General features: G+C 70.4%; 15 protein-coding genes and 1 pseudogene. 6 read left to right on the plus strand and 10 right to left on the minus strand.

The window, feature by feature from the left end; genetic code table 11:
• Positions 1-134 precede the first annotated feature (134 nt).
• The 3 genes from OG611_RS32010 to OG611_RS32020 all read left to right on the plus strand — a co-directional run bounded on the left by OG611_RS32010 (position 135) and on the right by OG611_RS32020 (position 2310).
• Positions 135-743: a DUF5994 family protein gene (locus tag OG611_RS32010; protein ID WP_266428175.1), complete on the plus strand. Its 609-nt coding sequence runs from the start codon at positions 135-137 to the stop codon at positions 741-743.
• Entirely contained in the window at positions 740-1216 is a 477-nt protein-coding gene (locus OG611_RS32015; protein WP_266428177.1) for a DUF5994 family protein, read from the plus strand. Before OG611_RS32010 ends, OG611_RS32015 begins: the two co-directional genes overlap by 4 nt.
• A gap of 197 nt (positions 1217-1413) precedes the next feature.
• A complete protein-coding gene (locus OG611_RS32020; protein WP_266428180.1) occupies positions 1414-2310 on the plus strand; it encodes a hypothetical protein in 897 nt (298 codons plus the stop codon).
• Positions 2311-2504: 194 nt separating this feature from the next.
• Here the strand turns inward: OG611_RS32020 and OG611_RS32025 are convergent, their stop codons facing one another.
• Together OG611_RS32025 and OG611_RS32030 are read right to left on the minus strand one after the other, a co-directional pair.
• On the minus strand, positions 2505-4136 hold the full coding sequence (locus OG611_RS32025; RefSeq protein ID WP_266428182.1) for an amidase: 1632 nt from the start codon (positions 4134-4136) through the stop codon (positions 2505-2507).
• A gap of 41 nt (positions 4137-4177) precedes the next feature.
• Positions 4178-5629 carry an APC family permease gene (locus OG611_RS32030; RefSeq protein WP_266431348.1) on the minus strand — a complete coding sequence of 484 codons (1452 nt, stop codon included), beginning with the start codon at positions 5627-5629 and terminating at the stop codon, positions 4178-4180.
• Between the two features lie 173 nt (positions 5630-5802).
• Between OG611_RS32030 and OG611_RS32035 the strand changes: the two genes are divergently transcribed.
• Together OG611_RS32035 and OG611_RS32040 are read left to right on the plus strand one after the other, a co-directional pair.
• A complete protein-coding gene (locus OG611_RS32035) occupies positions 5803-6588 on the plus strand; it encodes a TetR/AcrR family transcriptional regulator (protein WP_266428185.1) in 786 nt (261 codons plus the stop codon).
• A gap of 132 nt (positions 6589-6720) precedes the next feature.
• The gene (locus tag OG611_RS32040; protein ID WP_266428188.1) at positions 6721-8115 is read left to right on the plus strand and encodes an FAD-binding oxidoreductase; all 1395 of its coding nucleotides are present in this window, start codon (positions 6721-6723) and stop codon (positions 8113-8115) included.
• A 237-nt stretch (positions 8116-8352) separates the two neighbouring features.
• Here the strand turns inward: OG611_RS32040 and OG611_RS32045 are convergent, their stop codons facing one another.
• The 5 genes from OG611_RS32045 to OG611_RS32065 are packed head-to-tail and all read right to left on the minus strand — an operon-like array spanning position 8353 to position 13616.
• Positions 8353-9129: an ABC transporter ATP-binding protein gene (locus OG611_RS32045; RefSeq protein WP_266431349.1), complete on the minus strand. Its 777-nt coding sequence runs from the start codon at positions 9127-9129 to the stop codon at positions 8353-8355.
• A 32-nt stretch (positions 9130-9161) separates the two neighbouring features.
• Complete coding sequence (locus tag OG611_RS32050; RefSeq protein ID WP_266428190.1) at positions 9162-10142, minus strand: ABC transporter ATP-binding protein; 981 nt, start codon at positions 10140-10142, stop codon at positions 9162-9164.
• 5 nt (positions 10143-10147) lie between these two features.
• Positions 10148-11038, minus strand: a complete 891-nt coding sequence (locus tag OG611_RS32055) for an ABC transporter permease (protein ID WP_266428193.1) — start codon at positions 11036-11038, stop codon at positions 10148-10150.
• The gene (locus OG611_RS32060) at positions 11035-11988 is read right to left on the minus strand and encodes an ABC transporter permease (RefSeq protein WP_266428195.1); all 954 of its coding nucleotides are present in this window, start codon (positions 11986-11988) and stop codon (positions 11035-11037) included. The genes OG611_RS32055 and OG611_RS32060 overlap by 4 nt, the downstream gene beginning before the upstream one ends.
• A complete protein-coding gene (locus tag OG611_RS32065) occupies positions 11988-13616 on the minus strand; it encodes an ABC transporter substrate-binding protein (protein ID WP_266431351.1) in 1629 nt (542 codons plus the stop codon). Before OG611_RS32065 ends, OG611_RS32060 begins: the two co-directional genes overlap by 1 nt.
• Before the next feature lie 136 nt (positions 13617-13752).
• Between OG611_RS32065 and OG611_RS32070 the strand changes: the two genes are divergently transcribed.
• Complete coding sequence (locus OG611_RS32070; RefSeq protein WP_266428198.1) at positions 13753-14838, plus strand: LacI family DNA-binding transcriptional regulator; 1086 nt, start codon at positions 13753-13755, stop codon at positions 14836-14838.
• On the opposite strand, the gene OG611_RS32075 is transcribed toward OG611_RS32070, so the two are convergent.
• The 3 genes and pseudogenes from OG611_RS32075 to istA form a co-directional block, all read right to left on the minus strand.
• Positions 14805-16439: an amidohydrolase gene (locus OG611_RS32075; RefSeq protein ID WP_266428200.1), complete on the minus strand. Its 1635-nt coding sequence runs from the start codon at positions 16437-16439 to the stop codon at positions 14805-14807. The two genes, OG611_RS32070 and OG611_RS32075, sit on opposite strands and share 34 nt — an antisense overlap.
• Positions 16421-16855: an AMP-binding protein gene (locus OG611_RS40760; RefSeq protein WP_323180286.1), complete on the minus strand. Its 435-nt coding sequence runs from the start codon at positions 16853-16855 to the stop codon at positions 16421-16423. Before OG611_RS40760 ends, OG611_RS32075 begins: the two co-directional genes overlap by 19 nt.
• 29 nt (positions 16856-16884) lie before the next feature.
• Positions 16885-17994: pseudogene (istA, locus tag OG611_RS32085) on the minus strand (IS21 family transposase); the annotation flags it as partial.
• Between the last annotated feature and the right edge of the window lie 562 nt (positions 17995-18556).

The following is an 18556-nucleotide window of genomic DNA, read 5'->3' on the forward strand; positions in this document are numbered from 1 at the left end:
GGACCGGAAGCCCCAGGTCAGGAGTACCCTGGAGTTACCGAGGACAATTCGCGCACCCGCTTTCAGGCCGGTGCCGCTCTCGGCGATTCACAACACCGGGCCGGTCATGACCGGCCCGGAGCAGGGTTCGCGTCATGACCGCGATCATCGAGTATCCGCAGGCGGTCGAAGACCGGACCCTTTCTTCGTTGCCGCTCCGACTCATGCTGGCGCCGGCCGGCACCTCTCCGGCCCTTGTCGACGGTGCCTGGTGGCCCCGTTCCCGCGACCTGACGGCGGAACTGCCGCCGCTGATGGCCGTACTCGATCCGCTCTGGGGCAGGATCACCCGGGTCACCGTCAACCCCACGTTCTGGCCGGTCGTCCCGCGCAAGGTGCAGGTCACCGGGCATCTGGTCCACGTCGGCTGGTTCAAGGCCGAGCAGGACCCGCACAAGCTCCTGCTGCTCTCCTACACGACCGGTCGCTGGGACCTGCTGGTGATCCCGCCGGAGACCGGCCCGGCCACAGCCGCCCGGCTGATGACCGCAGCCGCTGATCCCCTCCGGGTTCTCACCGCGAGCGGCCTGATGCGTGAGGCGGAGTTCTTCCGGATCGCGGCCGAGGCCGACTGGGACTCGACCCGGGAACTGGCCTGGGACTCCGAGGGCGGCCAGGGCACAGCGCCCCGGACGCCGGCGCCCCGACGGCCCGTCCGCCTGGAAACGACCCCGTGTCTCGGGCGGACGGGTGGCAACCCATGACTGCCGATTCACGTACCCCGGCACCTCTCCTGCTTCTCCAGGACACCGTCGACCAGCCGGTGGTCCCGGGCAGTGCCGTACTGCGGCTGGAGACGACCTCCAGCCGTGCCGGGTTCTTCGACGGTGCCTGGTGGCCTCGTTCGCGCGACATCAGAAGCCAGTTGCCCGACCTGATCGACGCGCTGACGGCCAGTCTCGGACCCATCGCACGTGTCGGCCTGGACGCGAGTGCCTGGGACGAGGTCCCGGCCCATCTCGTCGTCGGTGACCACAAGGTCCGTATCGACTGGTCCGACGTCGACGACAGCACGATGATCATCACCCGTGGTCACCACGACCACTTCGCGTTCCTGGTCATCCCGCCGCAGACCTCCGCGGAGGCCGCACACACCGCGATGACCATGGCCGTGCAGGACGACAACCGCACCTCCGCAGTGCAGATACTCGACGCCGCCGGCATCACCCCCGCGTAGCCGGGGTGCCCTGCGCCGGCGGCCGACATGACAACGACCCCGGCAATACGCGCCGGGGTCGCCCTTTCAGGCGGCGCACGTGAGCGTGCACCAACCCACAACCCAGGCTACTCCCAGCGGGGCATCTGTGGCATAAAGCGCAAATGGTGCGCACGGGCTCTCGTGCACGGGAGGCCTCCGCGACTAGCCTCCGCATCATGCTGCGTATCGCCGACACCCGCACCGGTCACCTCGTGGAGATCCCCGCCGCACCACGCCGCCTGCTGCGGAGCTGCGTCCATCTGCCGGCCATCGGCGAGGGGGCGGACACCGGGACCGGGATCGGCCCGGTGCACCTGCGCGTCCCGCTGATCGGTGACGTACTGGCACGCACCGCGGAGCTGAACGGCCTCCAGGTCGTCACGGTCCTCACCACTCCGGAGCTGACGCCCGACCGGTCCCGGGCACTGGACCGGGTCATGGCGGTGCTCGGCATCCATCCCCCCGTCGTCGTCGGAGCGCGCCGTCCCGACGGGGCACTGGGCGGCCCCGCCGACGTACACGTGGTCGCAAGTGGCACCGACCCGGACGACCTCACGGACGGGGCCCGGATCGAGGTGGCGCAGGTCGGCACGGCTCCAACGGCGGAGGGCGTCCCCGACCCGGGCCACCTCCCCGATCCGGGCCACCTCCCCGACCCGGGCCACCTCCCCGACCCGGGCCACCTCCTCGACCCGGGTCTCCCGGACACAACGGAACCGGAGACCGCCGATCCACTGGCGGTACGCCTGCTGCTGCTCGGCCGCCCCTACGCAACTCCGGTCACGGTCACCGGTCCCGCGCTCGCCGAGGCCCGGCGGACCCTGCGCGACTGGCGCCGTTCGGTCGCCGACTGGGCGCAGCAGCCGTCCAGACCGATCCCCACCGACCTGCTGCGGCAGTCGCACACGGCTCTCACCGAGAATCTCGATGTCGCCGCCGTCCTGGCACTGCTGGCCGATGTGGCGGAACGACCCGATGTGCCGCCGGGCGCCAAGTTCGAGACCTTCGCCCACCTCGACCGCGTCCTCGGCCTGGACCTCGCCCGCGACGTCGGCCACCAGCGCCGCCCGTAACGGCCGACGGCCCCCGAACAGGCGCGGTGCCTGGACCGGAGGGCCGTCGGGTCACACTCCAATCGAGGCCCTGGCTGTCGCGGAGGGGCCAGGCGGCTCCTCGACCTGCTGCGCGACCGTGTTTCGGACTGTGTGACGGGACTTCTGGAACACGCCCAGGGGCCGCGTCCGTGGTTCCGGCGGCATGACGCCAGTCAGAGGACTGGGACGCTGTTCCAGGGGCGGATGGATTCGATCGCTGCCGCGGCACGGAACACCGTGGCGTCGTCGTAGGTGCGTCCGACGAGCTGCACCCCCGTCGGCACTCCGGTCGAGGCGAAACCGGACGGCACGCTCAGCACCGGGCAGCGGCTGGCTATGTTGAAGGCTGTGGTCATCGCCGATTCCAGGTAGAAGTCCAGTTCGACGCCGTTGATCACCACCTTGGTCGACAGGTAGTCGTCGTCCGCCCTGAGCGCCGGGATCGCGGTCGTCGGGCACAGCAGGACGTCGTAGCGGTCCAGCAGGGAGCCGAGCGTCGTCTGCACCGCGGCCTCGATCTCAAGGCCCTGCAGGAAGCTGCCGGGCTCGCGGGCGGCCTCGGCAGCCCGCTGGGCGAAGTCGAGCGCGTACGCGGTGAGTTGGTCGCTGTGCTCGGCAGCAACCGATGCCACGTACGGGCCGAAGATCGAGCCGAAGTGGATCATCGCCGCCCGCGTCACGTCCGCCCGCATGATGGGGACCTCCACCTCCTCGACGACGGCTCCGGCCTCGTGCAGTGCCTTCGCGACCGCGCGGGTGTTGGCCTCGACCTCGGGATCGACCGGCCAGTCCCCGAGGGTGACGGAGAGTGCCACCCGCAGGCCTTCGACGCCCTCGAACCGCTCGGGCAGCACGAGTGCGGGCCGCAGTGAGACCGCGTCCAACGGGTGGGGCCCCGCGATGACGTTCTCCAGCAGGGCGCAGTCGCCGACGGTGCGCGCCATCGGACCGTCGTGGCAGTACGTGTCGAGGTTGAACGGCGTCATCGCCGGCACGCGCCCGTACGGCGGCTTGTAGCCGACCGTGCCCGTGTACGAAGCGGGGATGCGGATCGAGCCGCCGATATCGGAGCCGGTGGCGAGCGTCGCCGCGCCCGCCGCGAGCGCCGCGCCTGCGCCGCCGGAGGAGCCGCCCGGAGAGAACTCCAGGTTCCACGGGTTGCGGGTGACGCCCCACAGCCGGGACTGTGTGTATCCCGCACAGCTGAACTCCGGGGTTGTGGTCCGTGCGTGCACGATGCCGCCGGCAGCCTGGACCCGCTCGATCACCGGGTGCGTCTGCTCGGCGATCTCCTCCCGGAACGCCAGGGAGCCGTCCGTGCTGCGGCGGCCCGCGATGGGCTGCTCCTCCTTCGTGGCGACCGCGAGACCCTCCAGAGCGCGAGGTGCCTCCCCCTTGCCGCCGTACCGCGCTTCGGCGACGCGGGCGGCGGCGAGCGCCTCCTCGAAGGTCCGCTCGGCAAGGGCGTTGATCTTCGGCTCGACGGCTTCGGCACGCGCGATGACCGCGGTCATCAGCTCGACCGGTGAGAGCGAGCGGTCGCGGAATCGGTGCAGGGCCTCGGTCGCCGGCAAATAGGCAAGGTCGGTGAGGTCGGTCATGAGGTTGTCCTTTGCGTGGAATCGGAGGAGTCGGGTGAGTGCGAGGGAGCGTGCGCGGGGCCGGATCCCGGCCGCTTCCGACTTCGGGCCGATCAGCTCCCGTATCCCGTCATGGCCGACGGCCGAGGTCCGCTCCTCGATGACGGCGAGGCTCCTCGCCCGGCTGCGGGTGGAGCCGCGGTGCGCACGGGCCTCGGTGCGCACAGGCCTCGGGTGAGGACCGGATCGGCCTTGGCCCTGGCCGGTCAGACGGCGGCGCTCACCGGTTCGCTGCCGGCGGCGTCACGGGTATCGGTGAAGTAGGGCGACCGGTGGTGCCAGCGGGCCCACGCCGCGGCCAGCAGGCCGGAGCCGATCATCAGGACCGGTACGAGCAGGGCGAACCAGCCGTTGTCGGCGGAGACTTCGAAGTGATCGGTGGAGCGATAGAACGTCCACGTGAGGTAGCCACCGGTGGCGAGCAGCGCGAGCGCGCCCAGCACCGGTCCGACGACCGCGCGCAGGGCCTCCAGCGGTGATGTGCGCAGCAGGTGGCGGAAGCTCACCGCGGCCGCCGCCGCAGTGAGGGCGTAGTAGAGGGCGACGACGATTCCGATCGCGTTGACGGCGGCGAAGATCAGGTCGTTGACGGTGGGGATGACCAGCGCCGTCGCGGCGAGGACCAGGGCGATCACGGTGATCAGCAGGGTGCCGGCGGCGGGGGTCCCGTGCTTGGGGTGCAGGCGAGTCCAGACGGGGCCGAGGACGCCGTCGCGGCCCATCGCGTACATCCCTCGGGCGGTGGGGATGACCGAGGCCTGGAGCGATGCCACCGCGGAGAACATGAGGGCGATGAGCGGCAGTGCGGCCAATGGCTGCTCGGCGAGCTTCGTGCCGAAGTAGGCGAGTCCCTGCGCGCCGTTGCCGGCCAACTCGTCCAGCGGCAGGACGCGTTGGAAGGCCGTGCCGGCGAGCAGGAAGAGGAGGAGCATCACGGTCAGGGCGATGAATCCGCCGCGGGAGGCGTCCCGCGGGTCACTGACCTCTTCACCGATGCTGAAGACCGACTCGAAGCCCCAGTAGCAGAAGACCGCGAGCACCATGCCCTGGGCGAGGGCCGCGGCCGAGGGGATGTCGAAGGGGTTGTACCACTGGAGCGAGAAGGGCTGGTCCCCGGCGAACAGGCCATAGCCGCAGAACGCGAGCAGCACGCCGTACTCGAAGATCAGCAGGTACTTCTGGAGACGCGCTGCGAGGTCGAGCCCGCGCACGGCGACCAGCGCGGCGGCGACCAGGACGGCCATGCCGAGAAGTGTGGACTGGAGGGTGGAGTCGGGATCGAGGGAGAGGCCGCCGACGCTGTGGAGGTCGGCCTGGACCAGGAGCTGGATGATCGCCGACCCCGTGACCGTGGTGGTGTAGGCCATGAACACGATGGTGCCGATGACATTGACCCATCCGACCAGGAAGCCCAGCCAGGGGCTGAGGATGCGGCCGACCCACTTGTAACTGCTGCCGGCGTGGGGTTCGACCCGGTTGAGCCGCCCGTATCCGCCGGCTATGCCGAGCACGGGCAGGAAGGCCAGCAGCATGATCGCCGGCAGATGCAGGCCGACGATGCTCGCCATCAGACCGAGTCCGATGCCGATACTGCTCGTGGCCGCTGTGCTCGACGCGGCGAGGACGATGCCGTCGACGACGCCGATGGACTTCCGCATCGCGGGCTGCGGGGCCGGGGCGCTTCTTCTCGGCGCGGTGCTTGCGTACTTCACTGGTACCGCCAACGGTCGTCGCCTTGCTTCGGGGGGAAGATGGCCGGAGGACCCGGATGGCAGGCCATGAAACCGTTGCCCTCTTCACACGTCAATGGCGTTGTCATAAGCTCCGCGCCATGAATGAGCGTGTGGTTCCGGAGCCGCAGCGGCGGCGCAGAAGGCCGACGAAGCAGGGCACGGTGCTGTCCGAGCAGATCATCGTGGAGACGGCCCTGCGGCTGGTCGGCCAGCATGGTGCGGACGCTCTGACGGTCCGGCGGCTGGGAGCCGCACTGGGCGCCGACCCCAGTGCGCTCTACCGGTACTTCCACAACACCGACGACCTGCTGCTGGCGATCGCCGACGAGCTCATCGGTCGTGCCCGGCAGGGCTGGCAGCCCACCGGCGAATGGCGTACCGACCTGTGCGAGCTGGGTCTGCGCATCCACGCCTCCTACCAGGCGCACCCACAGGCCGCCATGTTGGCGGCGCACCGGACGACCGGGCGGAACAACGAGATGCGGGCCGTGGAGACGATCCTCGGCGTGCTGCGGTCGGCGGGTTTCCCTGATCGGGAAGCGGTGCGGATCTATCACGCCTTCGTGGACCAGGCGCTCGCCTTCGCGGCCCTGGACGCGGCGGCGCTCGCCCTTCCCGCACCCGCTCAGGCAGCCGATCTGCAGGTGTGGCAGGACCGCTACGGCCGCCTGGATGCGAACGACTACCCCCACATCGCCGCCACCGTGCGCCTGTTGGCCGCCGAGATGATGCTCAGCGGCTATCCGTTCGCGCTGGAGCTGCTGCTCGACTCCGTCGAAGCGAAGTTGCCCGGGGCGGCCGGAGAGGCCGGCCGGGGCCGGACCGGGCACTCTCGCCGCACGCCCCGCCGGGACGCGGATCGGACGGATCGCAGCGGGTCCTGATCGCGTCGCGGTCCCGGGTCCGGTCGAGCCACGGGAGGCTTATGTCAACGTCGTTGACATCAATTTCGGACCGGAGTCTGATGGCGGAACCCGCAGAACCAGCCGCACTACGCACCACCCGAGGAGTCCGCCATGGATCCCGTTCACGCGCTCCGGGATGCCGCCCCCACCCCGTTCTGGCTGGACGACCCCGGCCGCCCGCAGGCCACATCGGCCCTGGTCGCCGACACCCGCTGCGATCTGCTCGTGGTGGGTGGGGGCTACAGCGGACTGTGGACCGCTCTGATCGCCAAGGAGCGCGATCCCTCCCGTGACGTCGTCCTGATCGAAGGCGAGGAGATCGGCTGGGCCGCATCCGGGCGCAACGGCGGTTTCTGTGAATCCAGCCTCACCCACGGTCTGGGCAACGGCCTCGATCGCTGGCCCGACGAGCTCGCCGAGCTGGAACGGCTCGGCATCCAGAACCTCCAGGCCATCGAGGACGCGATCAAGAGGTACGGCATCGACTGCGACTGGGAGCGCACCGGCTCCCTCAACGTGGCGACCGAGCCGTACCAGGTCGACGACTTGCACGAGCTGGCCACGCTTGCCGCCCGCTACGGTTCCGAGCAGACGCTGCTCGACGCCGACCAGGTCCGGGCCGAGATCGCCTCGCCGACCTTCCTGGGTGCGCTCTGGGACGAGGAGGGCACGGCGATGCTCAATCCCGCACGTCTCGCATGGGGCCTCAAGCAGGCCTGTCTGGACCTCGGCGTACGCATCCACGAGCGCACCAGGGCAACGGCCATCGAGGAGGCCGACCCGGGGATCACGGTGCGGACGCCATACGGACGCATCCTGGCGAACCGGGTCGCACTCGCTACCAACGCCTTCCCCTCCCTGGTCAAGCGGCACCGCCTCTACACCGTCCCCGTGTACGACTACGCGCTGATGACGGAGCCACTGACGGACGATCAGCTCGCCGCCGTCGGCTGGCGCAACCGGCAGGGATTCTCCGACGTCGCCAACCAGTTCCACTACGTGCGGCTCTCCACCGACAACCGGATTCTGTGGGGCGGTTACGACACCGTGTACCACTACCGGGGCCGGGTGCGTGCCGAGCACGACCAGCGGCCGGAGACCTTCGCCACCCTGGCCCGACACTTCTTCCGGACCTTTCCCCAGCTGGAGGGGCTGCGCTTCACCCATGCCTGGGGCGGCGCAATCGACACCTGCAGCCGTTTCTCCGCGTTCTTCGACACCACGCACCGGGGCAGGGTCGCCTTCGCGGCCGGATTCACCGGCCTCGGCGTGGGGGCGACCCGCTTCGGTGCCGAGGTGATGCTCGACCTCCTGGCCGGCGAGCGCACCGAACGGACACGACTGGAGATGGTGCGGCGCAAGCCCCTTCCCTTCCCGCCGGAACCGGTCCGATGGGCGGGAATCCAGGCCACCAGGTGGTCCCTCGCCCGCGCGGACGAGAACTCCGGGCGTCGTAACCTCTGGCTCAAGACCCTCGACCGGGTCGGCCTCGGTTTCGGAAGCTGATGCCCGGTCATCCCGGCAAGGACCCCCGCCGGGCGGTCGAACGGCTTGCGCATGAGGTGTGACAGAGGCCCCGGACAGGATCCGTTACGGCGCTCCGCCGGGGCTTCTCCTTCCGGGTAACCCGTTGCGCAGCCGAGGCCGGGCACCCTCGGTTCGACACCCGCCGGATACTCATCGGTGCGGCGCCGGCCCCTACGCCCGCCCGTCGGTCCGGGTGCGGGGCCCGGAACGGGCGGGTCAGCCGAGGGAGCGGCGGGCGGCCGCGGCGTCGGCCGGGTCCCAGCCGCGTCGGGGAACGGAGCCGAGCAGCAGGCGTGTGTAGGGGTGGTGAGGTGCGTCGAGGATCTCGGCCGTAGGGCCCGCCTCCACCACTCGACCCTCCCGGAGGACCATGACCTCGTCGGTGATGTGCCGCACGACGGCGAGGTCATGGGTGACGAAGAGGAAGCCGATGCCGACCTCGCGCCGGATGGTGCCCAGGAGTTCGAGCACCTGCGCCTGGATGGACACGTCCAAGGCCGCCACGGCCTCGTCGAGGACGAGGACGCGTGGTTCGGCGGCCAGCGCGCGGGCGATCGCCACGCGCTGGCGCTGACCGCCGGACAGCTTGCCGGGCAGGGCGGCTGCCTCCCGTTCCCCGAGCCCGACCTGGTCGAGGAGCTCGGTGACGCGCTCCCGCCGTGCCGTTGTGTCCATCGGGAAGTGGAGGCGCAGGACCTCCTCGATGCACCGGCCCACGGTCACCCGTGGATCGAGGGACAGGTACGGATCCTGGAAGACCATCTGGATCTCGCGTGCGCGGGCGAGCCGCTCGGCTCTGCTCCGGGCGGGTGCCGACCGGTCACGTCCGTTGATGCGGATCGTACCGTCGTCAGGGCGCTCCAGGCCGACGAGCATCCGCACCGTCGTGGTCTTGCCACTGCCGGATTCGCCGACGATGCCGAGGGAGGAGCCCGGCGGCAGGGCGAAGGACACATCCTGCACCGCCGTGTGCTCTCCGTACCGTTTGCACAGCTTCTGAACGACGAGTTCCTCGGTTGCCCCGGTCACAGTGTGATCCCTTCGTCGGCGCGGTGGCACGCGGCGAGTCCGTCGCCGTGGTGCGCAAGTTCGGGTGTTCCCTCGGAGCAGCGCGGCTGTGCGTGGGCGCAGCGCGCTGCGAAGGCGCACCCGGGTGGGGCCTCGGCGAGGGAGACGGGCCGGCCCGGGATCGGGCGTGGGGCGGCGGCTCCGGCCTCGATACGGGGCGTGCAGGCGAGGAGTCCCGCCGTGTACGGGTGGCGTGGATGGTCGAACAGTCCGTCGGTGCTGCTGGTTTCGACGATCCGGCCCGCATACATGACGTACACGCGGTCGCAGATCGCCGAGGCCAGTTCGAGGTCGTGGGTGACGAAGAGCATTCCGGTGCCGCGTGCGGCCTGGAGGCGGGTGAGGATGGCGATGATCTCCGCCTGGGTGGTGACGTCGAGGGCCGTGGTCGGCTCGTCGGCGACCAGCAGCGCGGGCTCGCCCGCGAGGGCGGCCGCGATGACCACACGCTGGAGCATCCCGCCGGAGAACTGGTGCGGGTAGCGGCGCAGCGCGCCCCGCGGATCGCGGATGCCCACCGCGTCGAGGAGTTCCTCGGCCCGGTTCTCGGCCGCGGCGGCGGGAGTGCCCGCACCGCGCAGTCCCTCGGTGAGGAAGTCGCCCACGCGGCGCAGCGGGTTCACGGACGCGCGCGGGTCCTGGTAGATCATCGCGACCTCTCTGGCGCGCAGCCCGGCCAGTTCGGTGCGGTTCATGGCCAGGACATCGCGGCCCGCGACCCGCACCGCACCGCTCGTCAGCGCCCGGGGCGGCAGCAGCCCGAGCACGCTGCGGCACGCGACCGACTTGCCCGAGCCGGATTCGCCGACCAGGCCGACGGTCTCGCCGGCGTCGACCCGCAACGTGACGCCGTCGAGGATGGGCCGGGCCGCCTGCTCGCCGGGCAGACGGACGCCCAGCCCGTCGATCTCCAGCGCCGGGGTTTCGTACTCGGTCATGGAACTCACCGCTCCCGCTTCGCGATTCGGTCGGCGAGCCCTTCGCCGACGATGCCGAAGGCGACCACGGCGAGGACGATGCACGCGGACGGCGCGAGCGCCGGCAGCATCGCCCCCTGCTGGATCGCCGACTGGCCCTCGTTGATCATGGCTCCCCAGTCGGCCGTGGGCGGCTGCACCCCGAACCCGAGGAAGGACAGCGCGGCGAGATCCATCAGTACGTAGCCGAAGTTCATCGCGGACTGCGCGAACACGGTCGGCGCGATGTTCGGCAGCAGATGACGCAGGCAGATCGTCCAGCCCGACCAGCCCTGCACGCGGTACGACTCGATGTAGGCGCGAGCCTTCTCCTGGCGGGCGATACCTCGGACCAGGCGTCCGACGTACGGGGTGTAGGCCACGGCCATGGCGATCACGGGCGCGGTCATGCCAGAGCCGAGGACGGCCACCAGAAGGATGGCCAGCAGCAGTCCGGGGATCGCGAAGGCCAGGTCCATCGACCGGGACAGCAGGGCATCGGCCCAGCCACCGCGCCAGGCGGCGACCAGGCCGACGACCGTGCCCAGGAGGGTCGAGACGCCGACCACGAGGAGCGGTCCGAGCAGGCCCGTCCGCGCGCCGTGGATGAGCCTCGAAAGGATGTCCCGGCCCGACTGGTCGGTGCCGAGGAGATGGTCGGCGCTGGTGCCCGTCAGGCTCGCCGACAGGTCGAGCACGTCGGGGTCGTACGGTGCGAGTACGGGGGCGAGGACGGCGATCAGGACGAGCACCGCGAGCACGACGACACCTGCCGTGAACAGTGGGCCCTGGCCGAGAACCTGAAGTCCGCGCAGGCCCCGGCGGCGGCGCAGCTCGCCCGGGGAGGGAGATGCGGGGGAGACGGTGGTGGTCGTCATCGGGAAGCCTCCCCGTAGAGGGACAGCCGGGGATCGATGACCGGCACGAGCAGGTCGACGATCAGGTTGACAAGGACGAACGCCGCCACGCTGAGCAGGGTGATCGCCTGAACGACGGCGAAGTCCTTGGCCGTCACCGCCTGCACCAGCAGGGAGCCGATACCGGACACGTTGAAGGCGGTTTCGACGATCGAGGTGCTGATCAGCAGGCCGGCGAGCATGGTGCCGCCGACGGTGACGATGGGCCCCAGCGCGTTGCGCAGCACATGCCGGCGGACCACGGCGCCTCCCGCGACACCGCGGGCTCGCGCCACCTCGACGTGTTCGCGCCCGAGTTCGTCGAGCATCGCCGACCGGGTGACCCGGGCCAGCAGTCCGGCGAACGTCACCGCCAGGGCGAAGGCGGGCAGCGTCAGATGGTAGAGGCGGTCGCCGAAGCCCTCGGGAGTGCCACCGGGCCCGGGAAACCAGCCCAGTTGGACCGAGAAGAGCGAGACGAGCGCGATGGCGCTGACGAATGAGGGAGTGGCCGTGGCGACGCCGGTGCCGAGGAGCACCGCGCGGTCCACCGCGCCAGGGCGCAGGGCGGCCAGGATGCCGCCCGTCACGCCGAGGACGCCGACCAGCAGTGCCGAGTAACCGACGAGCAGCGCGGTGCCCGGCAGACGGGAGGCGATGAGGGAGCCGACGTCCTGGTGGAACTGGGTGGAGCGGCCGAAGTCGCCGTGCAGAACGCCGCCGAGCCACTTCGCGTACTGGACGGGCAGCGGGTCGTCCAGGTGGTACTGCGTGCGCAGCGCCGCCACCGCGTCCGGGGTCGCGGGGCGGCCGTGGAGCAGGAAGGTCACCGGGTCGCCCGGCGCGAGATGCACGGTGCCGAAGACGATGAACGAGGTGATGAGCAGCACCACCGCCAGGCCGCCGAGGCGGCTCATCAGATAGCGCGTCATTACTGCGCGGCCCCGATCTTCGCGGCCCACGGGTAGTACAGCTGGGCGATGCCGGTCGGGGCACCCGTCACCCGGTTGCCGAGGAAGACCGAGTAAGGGGCTTCGTACAGCGGGATGATCGGGAGCTCGCGCACGGCGATGCGCTGGAGTTCGGCGGTCAGGTCAGCGCGGCGCGCCGCATCGGGCTCCGCGTTCGCCTTGTCGAAGAGGGCGTCGAACTCGGCGTTCGACCAGTTGCCGTAGTTACCGAAGTCACCCGTGCGCAGGTACTGGTAGAACTCCAGCGGGTCGGGCGTGTTGTCGTACCCGTTGGTGATGACCAGGTCGAGTCCCTTGCGGGCGCCGGGGTCGACGAAGATGCTGGTGTACGCCTCCGGGGCGACGGCCTTCAGCACGACGTCGAGGCCGATCTGCTTGCCGGCCGCCTGGACGGCGTTGGCCACGACGCTGATCTCCGGGGCGAGCGAACTGGTGACGAGGGTGACCTTGCGCCCCGTGGCACCGGCCTCGGCGATCAGCTTCTTCGCGCGGGCCACGTCGTACACGGGCTCGGGCAGTGCCTTGAAGTAGTCGTCGGCCTTGTCGGGCGCCAGCGCCCACGCGCCGCGCGCGGCGGGCGCCTTCGAGGGAACACCGATGCCACCGGCGGCAGCTTTGATGATGCTCTTGCGGTCGAGGGCCATGGAGAGTGCCTGGCGGACCTTGAGGTCGCCGAGCGTGCCCTTGAGGTTGAGCACGGCGAGATCGGAGGCCCCTGTGTTGGGGCCGAAGTGCATCTTGCCCTTCGAGCTGGTGCGCAGCTGGTTGAAGGAGGAGGAGGGCACCAGGTAGCCGCCGTCGGCCGTGCCGGACAGGAAGGCGTTGGTGCGGGCGGACGGGTCCTCGATGAAGGTGAACTTCACGGTGCCGGTCCTGGGGGTCAGTGACCGGTCCCAGTAGGCGTTGTTCCTCTTCAGGGTGATGCTGTCGCCCTGGGCCCAGCTGTCGAGCTCGTAGGGGCCGGTGCAGTCGACCTTGCTCTTGGGGCCGCCGTAGTCCTTACCGGCCTTGGCCAGGAAGGCGGCGCTCTCGACGGTGCCGGGGGAGGCCGCCATGAGTTCGTTGAGGAGCACGTCGGGCTTGTTGAGCCGGATCGTCACCTCCAGCGGGCCGCTCTTCTTGATGGAGGCGACGTTCTTGAAGGTCGAGCCCCACGGGGAGCCGGTGGCCGGATCCATGTGGCGTCCGAGGGAGGCGACCACGTCGTCCGCCGTCATGGTCGATCCGTCGTGGAACTTCACGCCCGGTCGAAGGGTGTACACCCAGGTCTTCGGGTCCGGGTTCGTGTACTTCACGGCCAGCCCGGGTTCGATCTTCATGTCGGGGGTGACCCGCAGCAGTTGCTCGCACACATTGGCGAGCACGGTGTTCGGCGGGTAGTCGTAGGCGAGGGCGTAGTCGAGCGTGTACGGCTCGGCGTACAGCGACCAGGTGAGGGAGTCGAGGGAGCCCTTCGCCGCCGGGGAGTTCGGGGTGACGGTGTAGGCGGGGGCGCCGCCGCCGGGCCGGGACCCGGTCGCGCCGGAACAGCCGGCGGTGACGGACATGACGACGGCGGAGCTTGCAAGCAGCGCGGTGGCTCTGGACATGCGCAAGGAGACCCACCCCTTTACGGGTGTAGTGACGGGCGCTGGGAGATGGAGCGAGTATTGATGCGGGAACGTTCCCGCGCAAGACTTTGCGGGAACGGTTTTGCCGAGGTCGTGGGGGTGGCAGCATCAGCGCATGACCTCAGCTCCCCAACACGGCGGACTCACTCGGCGGACCGCCCCGCCGCGCGTCCGTCTCGTCGATGTCGCCCGCGAGGCGGGCCTCTCCAAGACCACCGTCTCCGCGGCCCTCAACGGCACAGGACGGCTCTCGCCGGCCGTACGGGAGAAAGCCAGGGAGACCGCGCGCAGAATGGGATATCGACCCAACGCCACCGCCCGGCAGCTGCGTGCGGGGCGGGCCCGGCTGATCGGTTACGTCGTGGGGGAGTTCGCGGGGGCCCCGTGGACGTACCTGGAGTCGCCGTACTTCGCCCAGCTGACCAGCGCCACGGCGGCTGCGGCGCTCAAACGCGGATATGCCCTGGTGATGCTGCCCGCGGGATCGCTGCACAGCGAGTGGGCCGACCTGCCGCTCGAAGCGGTGATAGTCGCCGATCCGGTGGCCGACGACCGGGTGGTGGACGATCTGCTCGCCGCCCGTATTCCCGTCTTCAGCGACGGATCGGTGGACGGCAGACCTGGAGCGCACTGGGTGGACGTGGACGCCGAGGAGGCGGTCCGCGGAACCCTGGACCACCTGGGATCGCAGGGCGCGCGAAGGACGGCGCTCGTGCTGCCCGACAGCACCACCCTCTTCCACCGGGGGGTTCTGGCCGCCTACCGGGGCTGGTGTGCCGCACACGGCCGCACGGCCCGGGTGACCTTCGCCGCCGATGCCGGCAACGGCCCGGTGGTCCGGGCGGTGGACGGCGCGCTGACCGCTGCCGAGCGGCCCGACGCCCTCTTCGTGGTGGCGGAGCTGAGCCCGCCGCTCGTCCTGGAGGCGGCGCGCCGCCACGGCTACGACGTACCCGGAGACCTTCTCGTGGTGTGCGTGAGCGAGAGTGGTACGGCCGAGCACACCGAACCTCCCGTCTCGACGCTGAGCCTTCAGCCCCGGGAGGTCGCCGAGGCCGGGATCGAACTCCTCGTCGCCGCCCTGGAGAACGGCGACGAACGGCCCTCGGGCGTTCTCGTACCGACGCGCCTGCTGGTCCGGGAGTCCTCGCGGCGCCCTAGGCCCCCTCAGACGGAGTGCACCAGTGCGCCGCCGACGTAGGTGCGCAGGACCTGGGCCTCGGCGATCTCCTCCGGGGGCAGTGTGAAGATGTCCCGGTCCAGCACCACCAGGTCGGCCAGGTGACCGGGGAGCAGGCTGCCGGTGTCGTCGAGCCCGTTCACATGCGCCGAGCCGGCGGTGTAGGCGGCGACCGCGGTGGCGAGGTCCAGGCGCTGCTCCGGCAGGAAGACCCGCCCGTCGGTGGCCTCGGGCTCCATCCGGTTCACCGCGACATGGATTCCGGCGATCGGATCGGGGCTGCTGACGGGCCAGTCGCTGCCCGCGGCCAGGGTGGCACCGGCCCGCAGCAGGGAGCCGAACGGGTACTGCCAGGAGGCGCGTTCGGGGCCGAGGAAGGGGATTGTCAGCTCGTCCATCTGGGGTTCGTGCGCGGCCCAGAGCGGCTGGATGTTGGCGATGGCGCCGAGCCGTGCGAAGCGGTCCAGATCGTCGGGGTGGACCACTTGGAGGTGGGCGAGATGATGGCGGTTGCCGCGTCGCCCATGGGCCTCGACGGCTGCCTCGACCGCGTCCAGGGCCTCGCGCACCCCCCGGTCGCCGAGGGCGTGGAAGTGGACCTGGAAGTCATGGGCGTCGAGCTCGGTGACGTACGAGCGCAGGGCGACGGGGTCGACGAAGCTCAGACCCGAGTTGGCGGTGGCGCAGCCGCACCCGTCGAGGTAGGGGGTGGTCATGGCCGCCGTGAAGTTCTCGGCGATGCCGTCCTGCATGATCTTCACCGCACGGGCCCGGAACCGTCCGTGGCTCAACTGCTCCCGCTGGGACACCAGCTCAGGGATCTGCTCGGCCCCCCGCTCCCGGTCCCACCACAGGGCCCCGGACACCCGGGCGGTGAGCGTGCCTTCACGGGCGGCCGCCAGATAGGCGTCGGACGGGTCGGGCTTGCCGCCGAACACGCCCAGAAGGGCGTCCTGCCAGGCGGTGATACCGAGGGAATGCAGCAGTTTCTGGGCCCGCAGCAGACCGGCGAGGCGCTCCGCCGCCGTGCTCGGCGGCACGATCCGGGAGACCAGGGCGGTGGCGCCCTCCTGCAGCATTCCGGTCGGGGTGCCGTCCGGCTCGCGCTCGATCCGGCCGTCGACAGGATCGGCGGATTCCCGCGTGAGACCGGCCAGTTCGAGCGCCCGGGTGTTGGCCCAGGCGCCGTGGTGGTCGCGGTTGGTGAGAAGAACGGGGCGGTCCGGGATTACGGAGTCGAGGAGCTGCCGGGTGGGCAGTCCGCCGTCGAAGCTCTCCATGGACCAGCCGCCGCCCGTGATCCACGGGCGGTCCGGGTGCGCGTCGGCGTAGGAGCGTATGCGGGTGAGATAGTCCTCGACACCCACGGTGCCGGTCAGATCGCACTCGGCCAGCTCCATTCCGCCGAACACGGCGTGGATGTGGGAGTCCTGGAATCCGGGGAGTAGCAACTTGCCCTGAAGGTCGATGACTTCGGTGTCCGGGCCGATCAGTTCGCGCACCTCGTCATGGCCGACGGCGGTGATGCGCTCGCCCGTGACGGCCAGGCTGCTTGCCCGGGTGCGTGCGGGATCGCCGGTGTGGATGGGGCCACGGGTGAAGATCAGATCGGGCTTGGCCATGAGGTGCTCCGAGGTGACTGGGAGGGGGTGTGCCGAACGGTCATGCAACCGAGGTGCCCATCACATGTCAATGCTGTTGTCGTAAGGCGTGCCGGAGAGAGGACGACCACGGCTCGGCCGACCTCGCCCTTCTCGCCCGGTGCCGTGTCCTCGACCGCCGCGTTCCTGACGCGGACGTCCGTGAAGAAGTGCGGTACCCCGGCAGAGCCGACGCGGTCCGGGACGAGCGCCCCGGGCGAGGTCTCTGTCATCCCGTACCCCTGGACGAATGCCGGCCCACGCTCCGGACAGGCGCGCGCGGCGCGGGCGGGAACGGGTGCCCCGCCTCGGAGGAGGGTCCGCAGGCCACGCAGGACATGGGCCGGCCGTGTGCAGCGGTCGTTCGGCGACCTCGGCAACCTGGTGCTGAAGCGCAACGGTGAGCAGATCGCCGCCAGTTCTCACCTCGCATCACCTTGCCCGCGGCAGCGTGGTCGGGGTCGGTGATGGTCTGGTGACGGGCCCAGCAGCGCGGGTGCTGGGCGACGATCTCGCCGCTGGGGGCGAGGACGGTGATCTCGTCGTTGTCACACAGCACGGTGACGGTGCGTCCGATCGCGGCGGGGTGCACGGAGTAGTCGCACGTGTCGACGCGGACGTAGTGGTCACGGCCGATCCGTGTCTGCAGCCGCCACCAGGCGGGCGGATCGACGGGCGGCAGGGCGAGCATTCCGGCCCGGTCGGCCTCCCACCGCTCGACAGGGCGGGTCTGCAGAGTGCGGTGGACACGCCGGTTGGCGATGGCCAGCCAGGCGGTCAGCTGGGTGTTGAAGTCGCCGGGGCCACTGAAGGTGCGGCCGGGAAGGAAACTCGTCTCCAGATAGCCGTTTGCCCGCTCGACCAGCCCTTTCGCTTCTGGATCACGGGGCCGGCACAGATGGATCTTCGTGGCGAGCAGGCCCGCGAACGCGGCGAACTCGGCGGTGAGCTTCCCGCGACCGACCCCGGATTCGTTGTCCCAGACGAGCGTCTTGGGCACCGCGCCCCAGGCCGAGAGCAGCCGCCAGTGCCCATCGATCAGATCGCCGGTCGTGCGCGAGGGCAGCATCCGCGCGACGATCACCCGGGAGTAGCCGGACACCATCACCAGCACCGGCGGCCGTCCGCTCTGGCCGTAGCCGAGCGGGATGTCCGCCTCGGGAAACCACAGGTCGCACTGGGCCAGCTCGCCGGGCCGATACGTCGTGCGCGAGACCGGATCGACTGGCACATAGGCAGGCCGCAGGTCCCGCACCCGGTCCTTGAGGACCGTCATCCCGCGTTCCCACCCGATCCGCTCGGCAATCACGGTGGCCGGCATCGTCGGAGTCTCCCGCAAAAGCTCACGGATCTGGACCTCGACCGCGTCCACGACCGACCCCTGAGACGGGCGCTCGTACTTCGGCGGCCGGTCCGTGGCCAGGGCACGCTTGACCGTGTTCTTCGAGATGCCCAGATGCCGCGCGATTGCCCGGATCGGCATCTGCTCAGCCCGGTGCAGCCTACGGATCTCTGCCCAGTCCTCCACGAGGATCACCCTCTCCCTCCTGACCTTCCATCAAGATCAGGTTCAGGCGAAGATCACCAAGTGGGTCACTTTTGATCCGCCGTCAGAGGGTCAGAATTCAAGCGACGCCGAGACGAGAAGGTCCCTTACGGCGGGCCGGGACCGGAGCCGTTCCTTGCAGAGGGCCCGCACCGCAACGCGCGGAGGCAGCGGCCGAAGGCGGCCAGGTGGCCGGTTCCTGCGCCCGCACGGCTGGGGCACCTGCATCCGGTGGGTGGCTGCGCTCAAAGACGGCGAGAGACGGGCGCGCACGGGGCGATGCGGAGAGCGTCAAACGTGCGTCATCGGAAGCGACCTACGGCGCAGCGCAGCCGGCACCACCAGCCGAGAATCCGACCGGGACGGCTGTCCTCAGCGACGGCAAGCAGGGCGAGAGCCTGGAAGCAGGAGGCCGTACCGGAAGCGGTACCCGGACTGCGGCACGAGTGGCGAGTCGGAACGGCGAGATCGGGCACTCTCTATACCGGCATTAACCGGACAAGTGCTCTGGTTCCTGTCCGGGAGCGCCGCAGCCACGGCACAATAGCGGGTG

The sequence above is a fragment of the Streptomyces sp. NBC_01363 genome, from assembly GCF_026340595.1.
In the GTDB taxonomy this organism is placed as follows: Bacteria; Actinomycetota; Actinomycetes; order Streptomycetales; family Streptomycetaceae; genus Streptomyces.

What these genes read in the sequence shown, in the direction of transcription:
- OG611_RS32050 (WP_266428190.1), bottom strand. Translation starts at nt 10,142, where the DNA reads ATGACCGAGTACGAAACCCCGGCGCTGGAGATCGACGGGCTGGGCGTC.
- OG611_RS32015 (WP_266428177.1), top strand. Translation starts at nt 740, where the DNA reads ATGACTGCCGATTCACGTACCCCGGCACCTCTCCTGCTTCTCCAGGAC.
- OG611_RS32010 (WP_266428175.1), top strand. Translation starts at nt 135, where the DNA reads ATGACCGCGATCATCGAGTATCCGCAGGCGGTCGAAGACCGGACCCTT.
- OG611_RS32075 (WP_266428200.1), bottom strand. Translation starts at nt 16,439, where the DNA reads ATGGCCAAGCCCGATCTGATCTTCACCCGTGGCCCCATCCACACCGGC.
- OG611_RS32070 (WP_266428198.1), top strand. Translation starts at nt 13,753, where the DNA reads ATGACCTCAGCTCCCCAACACGGCGGACTCACTCGGCGGACCGCCCCG.
- OG611_RS32035 (WP_266428185.1), top strand. Translation starts at nt 5,803, where the DNA reads ATGAATGAGCGTGTGGTTCCGGAGCCGCAGCGGCGGCGCAGAAGGCCG.
- OG611_RS32020 (WP_266428180.1), top strand. Translation starts at nt 1,414, where the DNA reads ATGCTGCGTATCGCCGACACCCGCACCGGTCACCTCGTGGAGATCCCC.
- OG611_RS32055 (WP_266428193.1), bottom strand. Translation starts at nt 11,038, where the DNA reads ATGACGACCACCACCGTCTCCCCCGCATCTCCCTCCCCGGGCGAGCTG.
- OG611_RS32065 (WP_266431351.1), bottom strand. Translation starts at nt 13,616, where the DNA reads ATGTCCAGAGCCACCGCGCTGCTTGCAAGCTCCGCCGTCGTCATGTCC.
- OG611_RS32030 (WP_266431348.1), bottom strand. Translation starts at nt 5,629, where the DNA reads ATGCGGAAGTCCATCGGCGTCGTCGACGGCATCGTCCTCGCCGCGTCG.
- OG611_RS32060 (WP_266428195.1), bottom strand. Translation starts at nt 11,988, where the DNA reads ATGACGCGCTATCTGATGAGCCGCCTCGGCGGCCTGGCGGTGGTGCTG.
- OG611_RS32040 (WP_266428188.1), top strand. Translation starts at nt 6,721, where the DNA reads ATGGATCCCGTTCACGCGCTCCGGGATGCCGCCCCCACCCCGTTCTGG.